General features: G+C 54.4%; 15 protein-coding genes and 1 pseudogene. 12 read left to right on the forward strand and 4 right to left on the reverse strand.

Translation table 11 applies throughout. The annotated features are described in order from the left end of the window. Positions 1-685 precede the first annotated feature (685 nt). A complete protein-coding gene (locus ACH9L7_RS19555) occupies positions 686-3,028 on the reverse strand; it encodes a DUF4209 domain-containing protein (protein WP_396613996.1) in 2,343 nt (780 codons plus the stop codon). 630 nt (positions 3,029-3,658) lie between these two features. On the opposite strand from ACH9L7_RS19555, the gene ACH9L7_RS19560 reads away from it, so the two are divergent. From ACH9L7_RS19560 to ACH9L7_RS19580, 5 genes and pseudogenes are all read left to right on the forward strand, one after another. Further along, positions 3,659-3,910 (forward strand): ribbon-helix-helix protein, CopG family, encoded by a 252-nt coding sequence (locus ACH9L7_RS19560; RefSeq protein WP_396613997.1) that lies wholly within the window; start codon positions 3,659-3,661, stop codon positions 3,908-3,910. Continuing rightward, positions 3,907-4,371: a nucleic acid-binding protein gene (locus ACH9L7_RS19565; protein ID WP_396613998.1), complete on the forward strand. Its 465-nt coding sequence runs from the start codon at positions 3,907-3,909 to the stop codon at positions 4,369-4,371. Before ACH9L7_RS19560 ends, ACH9L7_RS19565 begins: the two co-directional genes overlap by 4 nt. A 504-nt stretch (positions 4,372-4,875) precedes the next feature. Further along, a complete protein-coding gene (locus ACH9L7_RS19570) occupies positions 4,876-5,724 on the forward strand; it encodes a DNA-binding protein (protein ID WP_396613999.1) in 849 nt (282 codons plus the stop codon). Positions 5,725-5,964: 240 nt separating this feature from the next. Beyond that, entirely contained in the window at positions 5,965-6,501 is a 537-nt protein-coding gene (locus tag ACH9L7_RS19575) for a hypothetical protein (RefSeq protein WP_396614000.1), read from the forward strand. 128 nt (positions 6,502-6,629) lie between these two features. After that, a pseudogene (locus tag ACH9L7_RS19580) lies at positions 6,630-7,024 on the forward strand (TFIIB-type zinc ribbon-containing protein); the annotation flags it as partial. Between the two features lie 387 nt (positions 7,025-7,411). On the opposite strand, the gene ACH9L7_RS19585 reads toward ACH9L7_RS19580, so the two are convergent. The 3 genes from ACH9L7_RS19585 to ACH9L7_RS19595 are packed head-to-tail and all read right to left on the reverse strand — an operon-like array spanning position 7,412 to position 10,378. Next, complete coding sequence (locus ACH9L7_RS19585; RefSeq protein ID WP_396614001.1) at positions 7,412-7,999, reverse strand: 7-cyano-7-deazaguanine synthase; 588 nt, start codon at positions 7,997-7,999, stop codon at positions 7,412-7,414. Beyond that, the gene (locus tag ACH9L7_RS19590; protein ID WP_396614002.1) at positions 7,992-9,212 is read right to left on the reverse strand and encodes a PfkB family carbohydrate kinase; all 1,221 of its coding nucleotides are present in this window, start codon (positions 9,210-9,212) and stop codon (positions 7,992-7,994) included. The genes ACH9L7_RS19585 and ACH9L7_RS19590 overlap by 8 nt, the downstream gene beginning before the upstream one ends. Then, positions 9,209-10,378 carry a hypothetical protein gene (locus tag ACH9L7_RS19595; RefSeq protein WP_396614003.1) on the reverse strand — a complete coding sequence of 390 codons (1,170 nt, stop codon included), beginning with the start codon at positions 10,376-10,378 and terminating at the stop codon, positions 9,209-9,211. Before ACH9L7_RS19595 ends, ACH9L7_RS19590 begins: the two co-directional genes overlap by 4 nt. A gap of 243 nt (positions 10,379-10,621) precedes the next feature. Here ACH9L7_RS19595 and ACH9L7_RS19600 point away from each other — a divergent pair, with 243 nt between their 5' ends. The 7 genes from ACH9L7_RS19600 to ACH9L7_RS19630 all read left to right on the forward strand — a co-directional run bounded on the left by ACH9L7_RS19600 (position 10,622) and on the right by ACH9L7_RS19630 (position 16,610). Further along, positions 10,622-11,050 carry an SWIM zinc finger family protein gene (locus ACH9L7_RS19600; RefSeq protein ID WP_396614004.1) on the forward strand — a complete coding sequence of 143 codons (429 nt, stop codon included), beginning with the start codon at positions 10,622-10,624 and terminating at the stop codon, positions 11,048-11,050. Between the two features lie 528 nt (positions 11,051-11,578). Then, positions 11,579-12,517, forward strand: coding sequence for a transcription initiation factor IIB family protein (locus ACH9L7_RS19605; RefSeq protein ID WP_396614005.1), 939 nt, complete (start codon positions 11,579-11,581; stop codon positions 12,515-12,517). 168 nt (positions 12,518-12,685) lie between these two features. Further along, positions 12,686-13,177: a hypothetical protein gene (locus ACH9L7_RS19610; RefSeq protein ID WP_396614006.1), complete on the forward strand. Its 492-nt coding sequence runs from the start codon at positions 12,686-12,688 to the stop codon at positions 13,175-13,177. A 168-nt stretch (positions 13,178-13,345) separates the two neighbouring features. Further along, on the forward strand, positions 13,346-13,609 hold the full coding sequence (locus ACH9L7_RS19615; protein WP_390245966.1) for a hypothetical protein: 264 nt from the start codon (positions 13,346-13,348) through the stop codon (positions 13,607-13,609). Positions 13,610-13,865: 256 nt separating this feature from the next. Then, on the forward strand, positions 13,866-14,879 hold the full coding sequence (locus ACH9L7_RS19620) for a DUF6610 family protein (RefSeq protein WP_396614007.1): 1,014 nt from the start codon (positions 13,866-13,868) through the stop codon (positions 14,877-14,879). A 131-nt stretch (positions 14,880-15,010) separates the two neighbouring features. Beyond that, positions 15,011-15,958 (forward strand): ArdC-like ssDNA-binding domain-containing protein, encoded by a 948-nt coding sequence (locus ACH9L7_RS19625; RefSeq protein ID WP_396614008.1) that lies wholly within the window; start codon positions 15,011-15,013, stop codon positions 15,956-15,958. A gap of 85 nt (positions 15,959-16,043) precedes the next feature. Next, complete coding sequence (locus tag ACH9L7_RS19630) at positions 16,044-16,610, forward strand: TATA-box-binding protein (RefSeq protein ID WP_396614009.1); 567 nt, start codon at positions 16,044-16,046, stop codon at positions 16,608-16,610. Positions 16,611-16,639 lie beyond the last annotated feature (29 nt).

The following is a 16,639-nucleotide window of genomic DNA, read 5'->3' on the forward strand; positions in this document are numbered from 1 at the left end:
ATCAGCCGGGAATCAGTACGCAACGAGTTGGTCAATCGGCTTTCGCGGACTGATTCGCTCGCGACCGACCGTAGTCACAGCGTTCCTGTTGAGGCAAGTGACGTGTTCTGTGTGAAGCCGGTTCGACAACTCTACAATCGGCAATCTTAACCAACAGGTGGCAACATCATCTCGACTTTGTTGGTTATGGTAGTCGAATCACTGTCTTCTGTTGAACTCCTCAGGCTGTGACACGAACCGCGAGACACATACAGAGGCTAAATTCAGCAGGTTGAGGGACCGAATGTGATATCTGTATATCTGAAATCAACCATCTCTGTCAGAGCATCCCGGATTGGTTCACACATATACGCGACTGTCGATCCTTCTAACGTAGATGGTGCCAGCGACCACAACCGGCGACGGTTCCACCGCATCGCTTGAGTGCTACTACCAGCAGGGTAGGCCCTTCCTACATCCAACTCTTACACGCCGTGCCTCGTGTGCGGTCGGGAGAACCCCGCCAAGGTCCACGAGTTGCACTTCCTGCGCTAGAGAGGGCAGATTACGCGAGTGAGCAGCTGCTCTAGTACGTCAACTGCGACCTGTTTTTCGAGTCGAAGTAAACCTGCTTGTCAGCGTTCGTGGACGACGGGGGCACCCGGTTCTTAGCCCGCTACTCCGCTCTCTATGTGCTGAACTGCGGTCACTCTTCGATCACGGCGGGGGGTGAGGTGCGGTCGGTCGCTAGTCGGTCTGCTCGGTGGGGGCCGATTCCGGGAACCGCTTGGAATGCTTCTTGGTCTGCGTCGAAGAAAGCCTGTTCGCTGTCGAAGTGGTCGGCGACATGCCATGCAAGCGTTTCGCCGATGCCGGTGACGTGGGTGGCGTGTTCGAAGATTTGCAAGTACTCGTCGGTTGGGACTACTGTTTCTCCGTCGATATCTCTGGTCGTGATGTCGCCCCGTTCCTCAAGCAGCCGGAACGCGGTCCGGGTCGTGCTTTCGTCTATGCCGCGGACCTTTGCGTGTTCGATGATCGTGTCTCGGGAGGGTGTGTCGGCGGGGACGGTGGTTTGGTCGTCGATTACGTCCTTGATGGTGTGGAGGACCAGGTCGTCTTGATCGAGCCAGGTGTAGTCGATGCTGTCCGGGATGTGATGGTGGTCGTCGCAGAGCTGGTTGATTTCGTCCCGAATCTCGTCCCGGGTCAGTCTGGTCCCGTCGATGAGATACCGCCGAATGCGCCCACGGTCGACGAAGAGTTCGGTGTGGTCTTCGTGGCCGTTTTCGCGGATGACGAGAAGTGTGTGGTCGTCGGTGGAGGTGCCGTAACCGATGATCTGCATGTTCAGGTCTGTGAACAGGGAGAGGTCTGTCTCCTGAGCGTATTGTGTAGGCGGGGAGAGGGTCCACTGAGGAATACCGAAGTAGTTCAGATAGTCGGCGCTGTTGAGTGTGATGAGGCATTTCAGAATATCGAACAGGGTAAGTACCGTGTTCAGGTAGTTCGCGTTCCGGTACCGGAGCTGGCCGTGGGAAAGCCGGTTTCGGAGGTTCATGCCTTCCCGGCTCGTGTATCGGTAACGAAGGTAGATGGCGTAGTGGCGTCCAAACAGGTCGCGTCCGTCAATGAACAGACCGCCAAGGAGCTGTTGTTGAGTTCCTTCGTCGATGATTGTGTATGCAGGTCGCCCGATAGATTGGAGGGTGTCGACGATTGTTGCTTCGAGATGCGGGACGAAGAGGAACAGCGCCTGGCGGTGGTTATCTTCGTGAAGTTCGAGGAGTGCGTCGGTGAGGAATGCTTCTGTATCGGGGGAAAGCGTGTCTCCGATCCGGAATATGTGGATGATGTCGGATAACGTGAGGTGGCCTTCCTTGATCAGGCGGTACAGTGCGTTTCCCAGCGATGACATCTTCCCTGCTGCGTAGTGGGCGTAGTTGTTCGGGATTGATTCAGGGTCCGAGGGGTCGATAGAGAGCGTGTGTGCTTCTGGGGAGATTATCTGGCGGCTTACGAGCTGGGAGATGACGAACTCTTCTGTTGACAAGCGAATCTTGTTCGGGTCGGGGAAGAGGCTGCTGGAGAGTGCCAGGCAGTAGAGGGCGTACGAGCTGGATCCGGAGGATTGCTTCACCTGCTTGAACCAGTCGACGTAGACCTGGGTGTTGTGCTCCATTTCTTCGGCGACAGCCTGCTGGAGGCTTTCGCCCTCGATCCCGTCCACGTCCAGATCGTCCGGGTTGAGTTCGTGAAGTTCGGTTTCGGTCCCGTTCCGGCGGGCTTGGAGGGCTTCCTGTTTCCAGTTGCGTTTCCGTTCGTCGCTTAGATATTCGGCGCACTCGGCGACGCCACTCTGGAGAATGTCCGCCTTCTGCAGTTGGCTCTTTCGTCCGACGAGGTCGGCTTCTCTTCGGTACGAGTCAACGAGTGCGGTTTCCACGTCCGATGTGTCGCGGTCGCATGCTTGTTTGAACTCGTGCAGCAGCCGGATGTATTCTCTGTGCTGATTGAAGCGGTTCTCTGTGCGGTTGACGTCCGTGATTATCTTGAGGAGATCTATCCACCGGTCTCTGTGGTTTTTCGGTACGTCGTCGATGTTGTCGGTTGTGGCCTCGATTATTGAGGTGGTGAAGCTGGCGAGGTCGTCTGTGTGGCAGCTTTCTAGGAATTCGAGTGCTTCTTCGAGTTCGTCTGTTACGTCGTGGCCCTGTAATCCTGCTTTGAGGCGAATTCGCTGAAGCTGGTATTGTGAAGCGACGTTCACCCATCCGCGGTCCTCTGCATCGGTGATAGCGTCCTCAAACAGGTCTAGTGCGTCACGGGCTGATTGGAATGTGCTGTCGCTGTACCAGTCCTCAAGTTTGTCCACGAGATCGGGCAACAGATATCGACCGTCCATTTCGTCAAGGTGGAGCCTGATCTCGTCGCTGAGTTCTTCGTCATTTTCTACTGATTCGAAAAGTCGTTCTAACTGCAGAGCAAAGTGGAAATCCTCTCCGGGGTCTGCCCGCGCTCTGTCGAGCGCGTCGAGTAACCGGACCATACTGAATACCAGGCCTCAGATCATGTAAAAGTGACAGGCGTATGTTGCTGCTGAACTGGCGTCCTACTCAATCTGTCTGAGACCGTCATCCAGCTCGCGGTGAGTTCCGCAACCTCGGCGACGGTGAGGTAACCGTTGAAGCGGCTGCAGCCGAAAGAACACCGCGGTAAACGGGTGGCAATCCATCGTTCCCCGCGGCCCTCTCAAATTACACTCACAGCACGAATATATCCCTATAATGAGAATGTCGTAATTAACATCGTCGTACGTCGGGCAGAAATCGATTCATGGATGGCAGACCACTACCAGCGGGGATGAAGAGATGGATTCCCCCGAACCTCGTACATAAGACAAGGTCTCTGGATCTAACGAATGAACGCCACGCGGCCGGAGTCCTCTGCTACGTGAGGTTCGCCCTCTATTCAGCACGGTCTCGACAAACTATCAGGGTTTGGTAGTATCAACAGGGCCCCAAACCCATTCCTTCAGCGACGAACAGTACATGACGATTCACCAGACGATTAGGTTGAGAGAGGGATGCCACGGAAGAGCTACGCTTCCTGTTGGCGGTCGTTTCTCCGATGGATGACTGCATGGATGTTTAAGTCGCCACAGCGCAATCGACTATTCATGGCCACGGATCTCACCGAACGGGTGCAAGAAATCGCCGAAGCCCGGGGAATCCCCGAGTCGGAGATCCTCGAACAAGCGTTGGAACGCGGTGTCGAAGATCTCTGGGTAGATCTTGTTCTCTCACGATACGTGAACGACGAAATCGATCGAGAGACGGCCATCGATCTCGTCGGTCGAGACCGCGTCAAGCGTGCGGAGCGCGAATTACAGGCCGTTGAAGATGACGTCCGCTGGGGACTGAGTGCGTGATTCTTGCGGTTGCTGATACTGGCCCCATCATCCACTTAGATGAAATTGGCGTACTAGAGTTGCTCTCGGTTATCGACGAGGTACTGATTCCACAGACTGTCTACCAGGAACTGGAAGACGGTACGGTTCCTCCCGCGCTCGAATCTATTGAATACGAACTCGTTGAGGCCGACGTAACCGGACATAACGTCGATTTGGACCCTGGAGAAACGGCAGCGCTCGCAGTTGCATCTGAGCGAGCAGCAGTGCTTCTGACTGACGACCTTGCAGCACGAGACGCTGCGAACGCTCGTGATGTCGAAGTACATGGTTCGATTGGGATCATTGTGCTTGCTTATTCCCGCGGAGAACTTGCGAAATCCGAAGCTGCAAAGCTGATGCGAGCACTCCAAGCCGAGACGAGTCTCTTCATCACGGATGCTGTTGTCGAACGGGGTATCGCACTGCTCGAGGAAACCTAACTTGGACTGTCCGCTGGCACAAGCCTGGGAGTCACGAGGACCACCATGGAATTGTCCTTGAAATGCGGAAACTATGTGCTCCTCTGATCGCCGAGTCCGGTTAAACGAGCCCTGTCTCGGCACGCCCCGCTCGCCGCCCTGTGCCCTCCGTGCTCACGACTCGTTTCACTCCTCGTTCGCGACGAGCTGCTCCTGGTAGTCGCGTCTCGCTTCACTCGCACCATCCCGGTGCGCCAGCACCAAGCGCGCTGTCGGTCACGACGCCCTCGCAGGCTCGGTCGTCGGACGCGAAACCGGCTTGTGTGCTGGCCGCTCGCTCCGGGCAGGCCAAGGCGCGCGGTGCTGGATGTTCTCCCCTCGTCGAGTGCACGCCTTCCGCGCCCACAGGGCGCGGTGAAGGCGCGAAAGACGTGCGCAGAATGAGTTGGTCTGTTGTGAGAGAGCCACGGCTGGAGAGTTGTGGTGTCGGAAGAAGACGCTGAGTAGGCGCCTTCGGACCTAGCAATGAGTACTAAGAAGCAAATCGGTAATGAAGTTTCGCACTCCGAACACCCCCGAGCAGTCGTCGACGACGTGGTTGATGAGACGCCTGAACTCCACCCCACGGTTGAGCTCGAAATCCAAGCCAAAGTTGACCTAAACAATCCGGAAGCGGTTGGCCGGGGACTGACCCTCGCAGAAGAAGAGCGGATGCAAGCACGTGAGTGGGAGATTGAGCAGACGAAAACGCGGTGGGACCGGAGGCAGACGTCGAACCGGGAGGAACGGACGGCGACTGTGGTAGAACAGATGAGCATCGAAGCAACGAGAGAGTTCAAGAAGCGTGCCGGATGTGTCAATCGGTGGGCCGACCCCGATGACGCAGATCCACGTGAGCAACTCTCAGTTGAACAATTGGGCGAAGTGAACCGGGAGGCAGCGCGATTACAGACGAAGCTCCACGGATGGTCGAGAGCGGCGATTAGTCGGCGATTGGCAGAAGAGGTCGCGGATGGGAAATCGATGATGAGCGCGGTTGTGGGTGTGTTTGAGGAGTTGCAGCAGGCCCCCGGACGTGTGATTCCGATTGCGGCGATCAGTGAGGTCACTCGTCGAGAAGTATCCATCTCTGGAACGGTGACCCAGCTCTGGGAGTCGTCGAATAGCGCAATTCAGCAGGTGGGACTAATTGAGGACGAGACGGCGCGAACGAAGCTGACTGTCTGGGAGAAATCGAATCAACCCTGGATCGATGAAGGTGAACGTGTGCGAATTCACGGGGCGGCGAAGAACTGGTACAATGGGCGTGTCTCCGTAGCCCTCACGGGCTGGAGCACCGTCGATTTCCCTGAGCGCGGTCAGTGGTGGGAATAGCCGGTCATCGTACCCTTCTTTTTTGCTACGTGCCGGACCGACCCAAGCCCCACCACCCCACCCACCGCTCCGTGCTCGCATTGCTGCGCGCGCAGCCACAACCGTTCCCAGTAGTGGAGGAGACACGACAGATGTTCTCAAGATCGAAATCGAGGTTACTGTAGTCGGATTCCAAGTAACTTCTTTCTCCAGCAGGACGTTTATACAGTAATGCTCAGAATCAGCTAGTAGATTGTACTAATGCCGGTAGATGGTTTCTCCTCGTTGACTGCCGTAGAAATTGGGACAGCAACTTCACTAGGACTTCTTCTCTTCGCTATCTACCGGTATAAGGCCGGTAATCTCGAAACATGCCGAGAACGTGAAGAACGCCTCCGAAATCTCGAAGGAAAGAGCATGAAAGAGGGGAAATTTGTAATCACCATCGACAACGTCGAACTCGACGAAAAAAGCGGGTTTCTGTATCGACTGAAACGATGGATGTTAAGACCGGTCGACGGCGAGGTCTACGTCACATTCCGTCTACACAACATCGGTATCCCTGAAGAATTTTGGGAGATGGATCACGCTGATGCCTTCTACGACACACTCGACTTCCGCGCTGAATGCGTGAACTCACAGATGAACTCAGAGCACACAGCCCTTGTATTCCGGTTAGAGACAGTTGAATACCTGAACCTGAAACAGTTCCTTGACAGCTTCACAAAACTATTCATTGCCATGGAGGAGTCTGGCACGGCGTCAGTCGTCGATACAAGATCCGGGCTCCCATTCTAGCTGTACTGCTGGGGTTCAATTTCTTCTACGCTAGAGGCAGCCACTTCAATCCCGCGTAGAGTCTATTATCTCCTCAATGGGTGAGGGGGCTCGCTGTACTGGCGGGTTCCCGAAACACGGTGAGAACAATGGCAACCAGGGACATCTACAAAACAAGCTTCGACGTAGACGTCCGAACGGTATTGAGCGCGAACCAATGTCCCGAGTGCGAAGAGTGGATCACTATGAACGCTGTCGAAACGATCTGTGAGGACTGTGGCCTGGTCATCAATGAACAACGAATCGACCATGGCCCTGAATGAAGAGGACACGATCAAGTCCAGCGAAAGCGGACGGGCGCTCCACTGACTGCGGCACGTCACGACAGAGGGCTGTCGACAGAAATCAGTCGCCGGAAGTACGCGAACGGGAACGAATTCTCTGGGCAAAAGCGCCAGCGACTGTCCCGAATGCATCGGGAACAGACTCGTGTCGGTTCCAGTCGAAAGTCGAGCGAAACCTCAGACACGACCTGAGAGAAGTCGGACCAATTGGTTGTGAGAAAATGCGAGCGTATGACGATGCGGAACGCAGCCAAGAGTTGGTACTGTGGATGCGTTTCGGTGGCTGCGACGGGCTGGTCAGAGATACCTTCCCCGGGCGCGAGGTGTGGTGGGTTGGGTAGGCGTCGCAAGCGGCTGTTTCTTTTTGTGAGTCCACTATCCCGACCCCTCCACCCACCCATCGCTCCGTGCTCACTCCTGCGGAGTTGCACACGCAGCCACGACCGTAGGTGAATTATCTAGCAGTGATGTATTTCTAGAGACGTTAACCGACTGAGTGTGATGATTCGGGCCTTTGAGCGAACAGATAAGGAGAATTAGTTTTCTCAATCTTAGAAGTAAAGTAACCCTTAGTGTCCGAGAAGTGCTCAATAAACGCGTGTGAGGACTCGTTGCCGTTTCTTACAGCTACGGCATTCGCCACATGCAGCGTTTGATGCTGTACAAGAGTGAGTCCACCCCAGAAGTGATTCGGGTGGGTTCGCTTCACGTACGAACTCTTCTGTCGTTTTATTGATTGCCGGAGCTTTAACTCTGAGATTACCCTCTTGGAATGAGAGGAGAGAGTCTATCAACTCGAAGAATTTTGCCTGCCCATCAGCATGGCTCTGGTCGCCAGCAACCGCTCCAACAAGTAATTGGTCTGCACCTCGACTGACGACATCCATCGCGACCAGTGTAATCACGAGTTGATTCCGGTATGGCCACCACTCTGGAGCATCACCGAGATCTGTTTCCCGCTGGTTCGCCATTGTGCCAGCACCTATGCTTTTGCAATCTACTTCGATAATCTCGTGCTCAAGATTTAGCTGATCGGAGATTTGTTCTGATGCTTGAATCTCTGCGTCCGCACAGCACTGTCCGTAATCAACAGTCACTGTAAGATCCGGTCGATGGGTGTACGCGAGTGTCGCAGAGTCAAGTCCACCAGATAACAGCAGGACTGACTCAGGCATGCGCCCTCCAGATTGCATTATAGATCGCTGACGACAGATCTTCGTACACCTCACACCCAGAGCCGCGGATCATAGTTTCACTGCTTGTTTCAAAATCATTCACGTACCCGATAACTGGTGTCCCCTCCTTCCGTGCATATCCTAGTTCAAAGTGTGTTCCAGAATCCAAGTGGTCCAATAACGCAAACACGAGATCTGCACGCTCAATTGCATCTAGATCTTGCTGTGCAACCTCCTCCGGACTATCATAGTCGGCAGCTCGACCAATATCGTGTACGGGGGAAATCACATCAGCTCCTTCGCTCTCCAGGAGGTGTTTGACTTCCTCGACAACGAACCGTTCGCCGATGTCGAAGAATGGTCCTGCCAGATAAATCGTCGGAGGGGTAGCGTCCGGTGAGATGAATGTCGGTGAAGCACTATTGGAGACTGTTTCGATGAGTTCCCTAGAAATCGGTAGATGGCGGTGTCTACAGTAGTATGCTGTCGCCTTTGAAGCGGTCAGTGCAGCGTCTGCGGCAGTTTCACCATTTTCTGCCCACTCTCCAGCAAAGATAGCACTGAACACATCTCCACTTCCAATACCCCAAACGGATTCCGTCTGAAAAACTGGGATTCGGGTCGTCATACTGGGTGTTCTGACGATTACTCCTCTTGCCCCGCACTTGAGGACGACTACGTCTGGACCAGTAGTGCCAGACATAAGTTCGGTCAAAATCAATCTCAACTCATCTTTTCCAGTCAGTTGCGCGGCCTCATCGCGGTTCAGAACGAGGGCTAGTTCATCGGCAGTAGAGCCATTTGCATCGAACGGGACTGGGTCTGATGATTGAGGATCATAAACCACACGCTCTCCAGAAACAATTGCTGTACCCTCAACGAACCCGAAGCGCAGGACTGCATCTCCACTAATCCCTGAAAGTTTGCAGTTATAGTTGGTTGCCTCTGATGGAGAGAGTACAGGATTCGAGTGGTTATGTAGATAGTCGAAGCTAACCGTTTCTGGGATCTCGGTTACGTGGATGTCGAAGTCAAAGGTGGCCGCGTAAGTTTTGAGTGTCTCTTTGTCGGTAGGGCCGATGCAAGTGTGGAGTTGGTTACTAGATGGGGCGATAGTCTCAATAGCTGCGGCTGCTCGTACACCTGACCCGAAAAATGCGGTGTCAGAAGGAAACTGGCACAACTCGTGATAAGCGCCACCTGCGATAATCATTCGTCACTTGCACCGGTCTGGATATTGACTCTGAAGTGCTCTGATGTAACCTCACGAACCTCTGCCTGGTATGAATATCCTTGGTCGGTACACTCGTTGAGAAGTCGAGCCCATGGGTTAGGAACCTCGACAACTCTGGTACCGTCACCCGTGACAATAACCACTTCTTCGGTTGTTGTTTCGACTGATAGGGAAAGACCCGGATGTAGTTGGCTTCGGACCGCAGTGTTGATTTCGGCCAGATTGATGTCCCGGTTGAGCAGGCACTTATTGGTTACTCGAACCTCGCATTTCCCACCATTGATGTCGAGAATTCGAGCACGATATTGTCGGCCCTGTTCGATACATTCCTTCAATGTGCCAACCCACGGTTCAGCGATGGCACCGATAGCCCTGTCTTGTGAATCTACGACACAGACTGCCTCCTCTCGAAGGCGTATTGAACAGACATCTCCTTCAGCTACATCGCCTAACGGTTCTGGGTTCGGCGAGTGAAGAAGAGCTGATTCTGAAATTAGACACTCGTCTTCTTCATCCTCGTCCTCGTCTTCATCTTCGTCTTCATCTTCATCTTCATCTTCATCTTCGTCTTCATCTTCATCTTCATCTTCGTCTTCATCTTCATCTTCCTCCCGATCATTATCATCATCTTCCGTATCCCCGTCCTCTCTGTCGTGTTCTTGGTCTTCCTGCTCGTCCTCATGATCTTGCTGACCGTCCTCCTGCTCGTCTTTTCTAGAGTCTGTATCACTGGATTCATCTTCGGAACCTGAATCGGTCGGGTCCTGTCTATCTGACTCTTCGTTATTATGGCCGCTTTCGTCTCCAGATTCCTTCGGTTCTCCATCTTCACCGCCTTCATCTGGTGATGGATCCTCTTTCTCAGGGTCTGAATCATCCTTTCCAGACGTGCTGTCAGACCCATCTCTGGGGCCAGCGACTGGTGTACTGCTACCACCCCCGCCACCAGTTACTGGTGGATTCTCTGGAGTCGCTTCATCACTTGTCCCATTTGATTCGTCAGGCTGATCTTCGGTCGTCTCTTCTTCAGAGTCTGACTCAGGTGGAGGTACGCTACTAGGTCCATCTCCATCAGAACCGCCAGAATCACCACCAGATCCACCGCTATCAGATGGACGATCATACCCACCGCTTCCTCCCCCCATAGTGTCAGTTTATGTGAATTTGACACAATTAAAAGTATCGGGGGAAATTGCAGAGCAGTGGACAACATTCGCTATTATTCTAAGCCGATAAGTGGTTCAACAGAGTGCTCTCAAAGTCGCAGATAGTCGAGCGTGAGCCCGTTTGAGTCGGCAAGACGTAAATTCTACAGGCAACTCAGGCAAGACTAAATTTTTTAGTGCCTCGATGGGCGAGGCGCTCTCTTCTGGGCGCTTCGAAAAACCATGTCTGAATCCCTACTAGCAAGACTCGACCCAACGAAGCGTGTCCTGAAACGAGCCCAGTACGAAGCCTTCGAATTCTCGTTATTCGGTGGCGATGTGCTCGTCCGCAACGCGAGCCACGCCGATCCCGAGAACCACGAATACAACGTACGAATCGTCGACGGCCTACCAACATCGTGTGAGTGCCCAGCGGACAAGAAGTACACTGGACCGTGCAAACACCGTGTCGCAGTTGCGATTCGTCGTCCAATCCTCGATGCCGTCGAGCAAATGCAGATGGTCGCAGACGGCGGTGTGATTACTAACGAACAACCGGAAACAAAGGTGGAAGACGATGCGACTCCTGATGATTGCGAGTGCGAGATGTTGGATGACGACTTCCCGTGTTGGGCGTGTGTCGATAGTGGCAGACGCGAACTTCCGAACTGACCGACTGCACATCCAACCTGTGGCAGTTGATAAGAACTCTTTTACTAATTAGATACTATTGACACTTGCAGTTGTCAGAGGCACACCATTGGTACGGTCAACATTTCGTGTTGACCTGCCATTCTCGTTTCGACCCCAACAGTCCGTATCGGTCAAGGAAGAGATGAGTGATTTCCTTGCTCTGCTTTGGTAGCCTCTCTGCACAAACCCATGGAGAGGGGGGATAGTTGCGGGTTCGCCGATCACGTCGACAGCCCCGGAGGCAGGGGATTGGGGCTGTCTTTGGCACGCGATTGGCTGGTTTCTGTCTGTTGGGAGTTTGCCGCACCGTAGGACCAGACAGACAATCCTACGGACGTATGGCCTAGACGTCGGCAATCGTATCCATTCGGTTGGTGTCAATATACGCGCCGTTCACACGTTGCTGTGGTACCTGTCCAAATTCTCTGTCTGAGTCTTCGATGTCTGTGAGTTGTTTTTGGCCCCAAAGGGGTGCGGGGTGCACAACGAGTGCCTTGCAGATGACCAATGGCAACGAGAGATATCTACACGAGTGGTTTCGACGAGGATGTACCGGCTACCACGAACAACGCCTGCCCAGATTGCGGCGGTTGTGTGAGAACGAACACGCTCGAAACTCTCTGCGAGGAGTGTGGACTCGTCATCGACGAGTACCGAATCGACCACGGGCCAGAGTGGCGAATCACTGAGAGAGACGAGGAGAGCCAACGGAGAACTGGTGCCCCACTGACGCCGACCCGACATGACCGTGGTCTTTCATCCGAAATCGGTTACAAGCGAGACGCCAGTGGACGAACACTCTCCGGGAAGAAACAACAGCAGGTTGCTCGGATGCGTCGTGAACAGTCCCGTGGACGATTCCAGTCGAAAGCTGAACGGAATCTGGCTCTCGGATTGGGTGAAGTACGTCGGATTGCGGGTGCTCTCGGATTCTCCGATTCGATTCGTGACCAGGCGTGTCGACTCTTCCGCAGTGCCCAGAACGAAGATCTTCTTCGAGGGCGGTCCGTCGAGTCGATTGCAGCAGCAAGTATCTATGGAGTTTGTCGATGCAACGGGCTTCTGCGAACACTCCAGGAGGTTGCTGACTTGGCGCGTGTGGAGAACCAGCGGGTAGTGAACGCGTACAAAACGTTGAATACGGAACTTGGGCTCCCAACACGGCCTGTTCGCCCTCGTGATTTCGTCCCGCGACTCGCATCCGAACTTGCTGTCCCTGACTCGGTTCGACAGAAGGCGCTGGATTTGGCTGAGGCGTCCGAGGCATTGGGTGTCACGACGGGCCTCAAGCCGTCTGGTTTTGCAGGGGCGTGCCTGTACCGTGCGTGTCTAGACGAAGCGTTCCGACTCACGCAAGTCGAAGTTGCGCAAGCAGCGGAGGTTTCTGTCCCAACAATCAGGGCTCATTCAAATTCGATTCAGGAAGTGCACCAACGACACCTGTGAACCAACACAAGAATTTGATTGAGAACTTGTTTCAGCGTTTCTCATACCGTGTCTACTCGATAGGTATGTCCCATCTGTTAGTTTTGTATGCGCCGGCGATGGGTGCCGGCGCAGTTGAGTCGTGAGATAATTCGAGAGCGACTCAGAGCGCCAGCGAGGTACCAAAGAATGCATCAGATAATCTATGCGCTCGTAGGGGCATCGACGACAGACGAAGCACTCGCAGTGGGCCGAAGTGCCTTCGACCGACTCGTGGGAACTTCGCCCGAATACGGGGCTGTTTTCGACTACTACGTGACGTTCGACAACGATTCGACGAGCGTCGCTGGGAAAGCACGCTGGGGAGAACTGCCCATCGCGGAACCAATCAATTCTGATACTGGCCAAGAGTTGCTTGAACGTGGTTGGGAGGCGACGAAACAAGAGTTTGAACGGAACCTTGAGCGAATCCGAGAGAGGGTTCAGGACCTCAACACCGAGGCAATCATGCGTGACGAGGAGTTGATCCGGCACGCTTGCTACAACCTCGGGGCGTACCGGGGGCCGTCACTCTTCTTGTACGATGAGTACGGCAGTGCGATTCGTCATCGCGGCCAGCTCGATCGTGTCCTCGAGTCCGACGAGCAGATGTGGATTACCCCGGCGGACGTCCACTACTAAACTAAAAAACGCCCGACAGAACAGGCACTATGTCCTTAACCAACAGAGCGCAGCCACCGCCGTATTTGTTGGTTAAGTAGATGACGGACCTACTGACTCGGTGAGTTCCGAGTGAATTTTTTCACCCCCAGAGGGGTGCGGGGGACAGAGAACCCTCGCAGTAGACCAATGACTGACGACAACCCAACAGCGACGGAATCGAATCGAGAGGAAGCAACCCAGACGGAATACGTCGAGCGCAGCGATGTTGGTGTCTCATTGACGGTGAAACTGAAGCGAGGGACGGCGACAAGAGATCAAGACGAACTGACGGCGAAGGTCAAAGCACAAACGCTTGCAGAAGCCCGCGAAGACATGGACACGCTGCGAGCGTATCTGCACGACCTCGCCGAGGACGTTCGGCAGATTCAGCCCGACGAGGGAGCAGAATAGGTCGCTCAGAGAGCTGGTTTTTGTGCCACAGAGGATTGAGGCCCAATCTAACTTAGCAAACGACCAGGCGACGCTCTTGCCGGATATCGACGAGAATCAGCAAACGCTCGCCGGCACTGAGGTGGCCGCAGGCTGTTTGTCCGAGAATTATCCAACAGAGTAGAGCCGATTCAATTTTTGTTGGTTAACCGCTCCGCAGCAGCGTTTTTTCGCCCCTGAGAGGTGCGGGGCGGCAGAGTCCCGCAGGTGACTCCCTGTGTCCATTCACGACTTCTCCGGAGCGACCAGCGACAGCGCGATAGATGCCTACGCCGACGCCAGACAGGCTGAATACGTGGCGTTCCTGCACCGCGTGCCGTTCGCAATCGACGCGTTGAACCTCGGTTTTCTCACGGGCTTTCGAGAGGACTGCAGCTACCAACAACAGCAATTCCTCAATCTTGATCTCCCAGTCGGCATGCTCGATAATGACTTCAGAAATCCAGATCTCGACCGTTACACGGAGCGAGTCCTCGAACACGAACCCGACGTCGGTATCATCGGCGACGCCTACGACCGCGCAGAAGCCAAGTCGTACGTTCGGGCAGTACGAGACCTCCAAGAGCGCGTTTCCGACACAGAGTTCGTCATCGTCCCGAAATGCAAAGCGGCACTTGAGGAGATTCCAGACGATATCGTCGTCGGCTATTCGCGTGGTTACGCAGATACCTTAGCACACAACTTCTCAGATCCGGTGGATTGGCGAGGCCGTCGAGTCCACATCCTCGGAGGCAGCCCACCCAAACAGCTCGCGGTTATCGACCAGTTGACGCAACCGACCCTCACAGGCGACCCACCAGCTGATATCGTCGGCCTCGATTGGAACGGACTCCATCGTGGTGCACAGTTCGGCGAGTTCTGGACGGATAGCGGATGGGACGACAGCGGTCGCGATGCCGACCACATGACGGTCCGAGCAACGGTCCGGCATGGACTTGGACACGTGCGCTCGTTTTGGGAGAGTCAAGGCGTCTGGCCGGAGGGACCAACCGAGTACGCTGCTCAGACACAGTATCAACCTCCGACGCCAGCGGACCTTCACTCATCGACCTGTGTCGAGTGTGAAGACGAGGTCTGGAGGGGGTCGCGTGGTCCCTTCGTCGCGGAGTACGATACTGGAGAGATTTGTGGGTATTGCTGTTACGACTGCTACTTCGCCCATCGTACTCGGAACCATCTTGAGGAAGTCATGGGCGAAGCCAGTGTCTACATCCCGCCCGCGTTGCGCTAGCTCGTTCATACGCAATTTTCTGTGGTTGTACGGAGGGTCTGGTCATCGCCGACTGGTTCCCTTTGGGAGAGTTTTTTGGCCCCCAGAGGGGTGCGGGGCATTCCAAAACTGGAGTGCTCGCGAGAAAATCTATGGCGACAAGTGATTACGTAGCGGTGTCGTTCGACGACTCTGACACCCGACGTGACGAGATGCACAGCACGATTACTGAGTGGGTTGACGACCTCGTAGAAGCCGTCGACGACGCTCAGACAAGCGAGGAGTTCCAAGCATGGTTAGACATCCAGCGTCAGTTCCACGACTATTCGTACCGTAACACGCTCTTGATCAAACAGCAGTGTCCTGAGGCAACGAGAGTTGCAGGGTATCGGACGTGGCAGAACGAATTCGATCGACACGTCAAGGGAGGCGAGAGTGCGATTTGGATTTGGGTTCCGATCATCGCTAGACAGTGTCCTGAATGTGAGAACTCCCCGGGCTACCACGAAAATATAGACTGTGATTACGACGAAAGCCCACCCGAAGAATGGTCCAAGGGTTTGGTCGGTTTCCGGCCAGCTCCAGTCTTCGACATCTCGCAGACAGAAGGTGAAGACCTCCCGAGTCTCGATACTAGTGCGGAGGGTGATGCAGACAAACTCCTCCCTGCCGTGCTGGATGTTGCTGATGATGTCGGTGTCGAAGTAGAACTTGTTCCGGATAATGAGTGGAGCTACGGCAATGCAAAAGGTGTGTGTCGAGAATCGCCAGATAGTAACTCCCCAATTGTCGAAGTGCTTCGTCAGGACAATGACGCAGCAATGACGTCGACGTTAGTCCACGAGTACGCTCATGCACTTCTCCACGCCGGCGTTGACGACGACACCGAACGGTCGAAGCGGGAGGTCGAAGCAGAAGCGGTAGCATACGTTGTTGGGAGGCAGTTCGGTCTCGACATGGACGGTTCGGCGTTTTACCTTGCCACCTGGGAGCGTGATGAAGCAGACGTGATTCGTGAGCGTCTCAAACGGATTAGTCGAACGAGTCAAACACTCATCCAACACATCAACGAGAACTACGATACTTCTGAAACCCAGTAGTTGGTTCTTCTCACGTTTGGTTGGCCTCCGAGAAACTCTTGATTCGCACAATCGCTTAAGTAGTCGTATTTAAAATACAAATATAATGTCCAAAGAAGCACGCCTCGATTCTCTCGAGATTCAAAACGTGGTCGCCTCGAGTGCCGTCGGCCAGGAATTGGATTTGGAGTCGCTCTCGAACGACGTCACCGGAGCGGAGTTCAACCCCGATAACTTCCCTGGACTCGTGTATCGGACCCAAGACCCCAGAGCAGCGAATCTGATCTTCCGGTCTGGCAAAATCGTGTGCACTGGGGCAAGTAGCGTCGACGAGGTCAACCGTGCGTTAGAACAGGTGTTCGAAGAGCTCGGAAGTCTTGGAATCCCGATTGATGACCGTGAAGAGGCGACGGTACAGAACATCGTCTCGAGTGCAGACCTCGGAACGAATCTCAATCTGAACGCACTTGCGATTGGTCTTGGACTGGAAAATGTCGAATATGAGCCTGAGCAATTCCCCGGTCTTGTCTATCGGATCGACGAGCCGAAAGTGGTCATCTTGCTGTTTGGGTCGGGGAAGATTGTCATCACAGGTGCGAAGAAGGTGGACTTTGCACGTGAGGCGATTCAGGTCGTGAGCGACGAGATTGAGTCGCTTGGATTACTCGGCTGAGAGTCGGAAAGTTTTCTCCGGAAACAGTG

Source organism: Haloferax sp. S1W (genome assembly GCF_044593955.1).
In the GTDB taxonomy this organism is placed as follows: Archaea; Halobacteriota; Halobacteria; order Halobacteriales; family Haloferacaceae; genus Haloferax.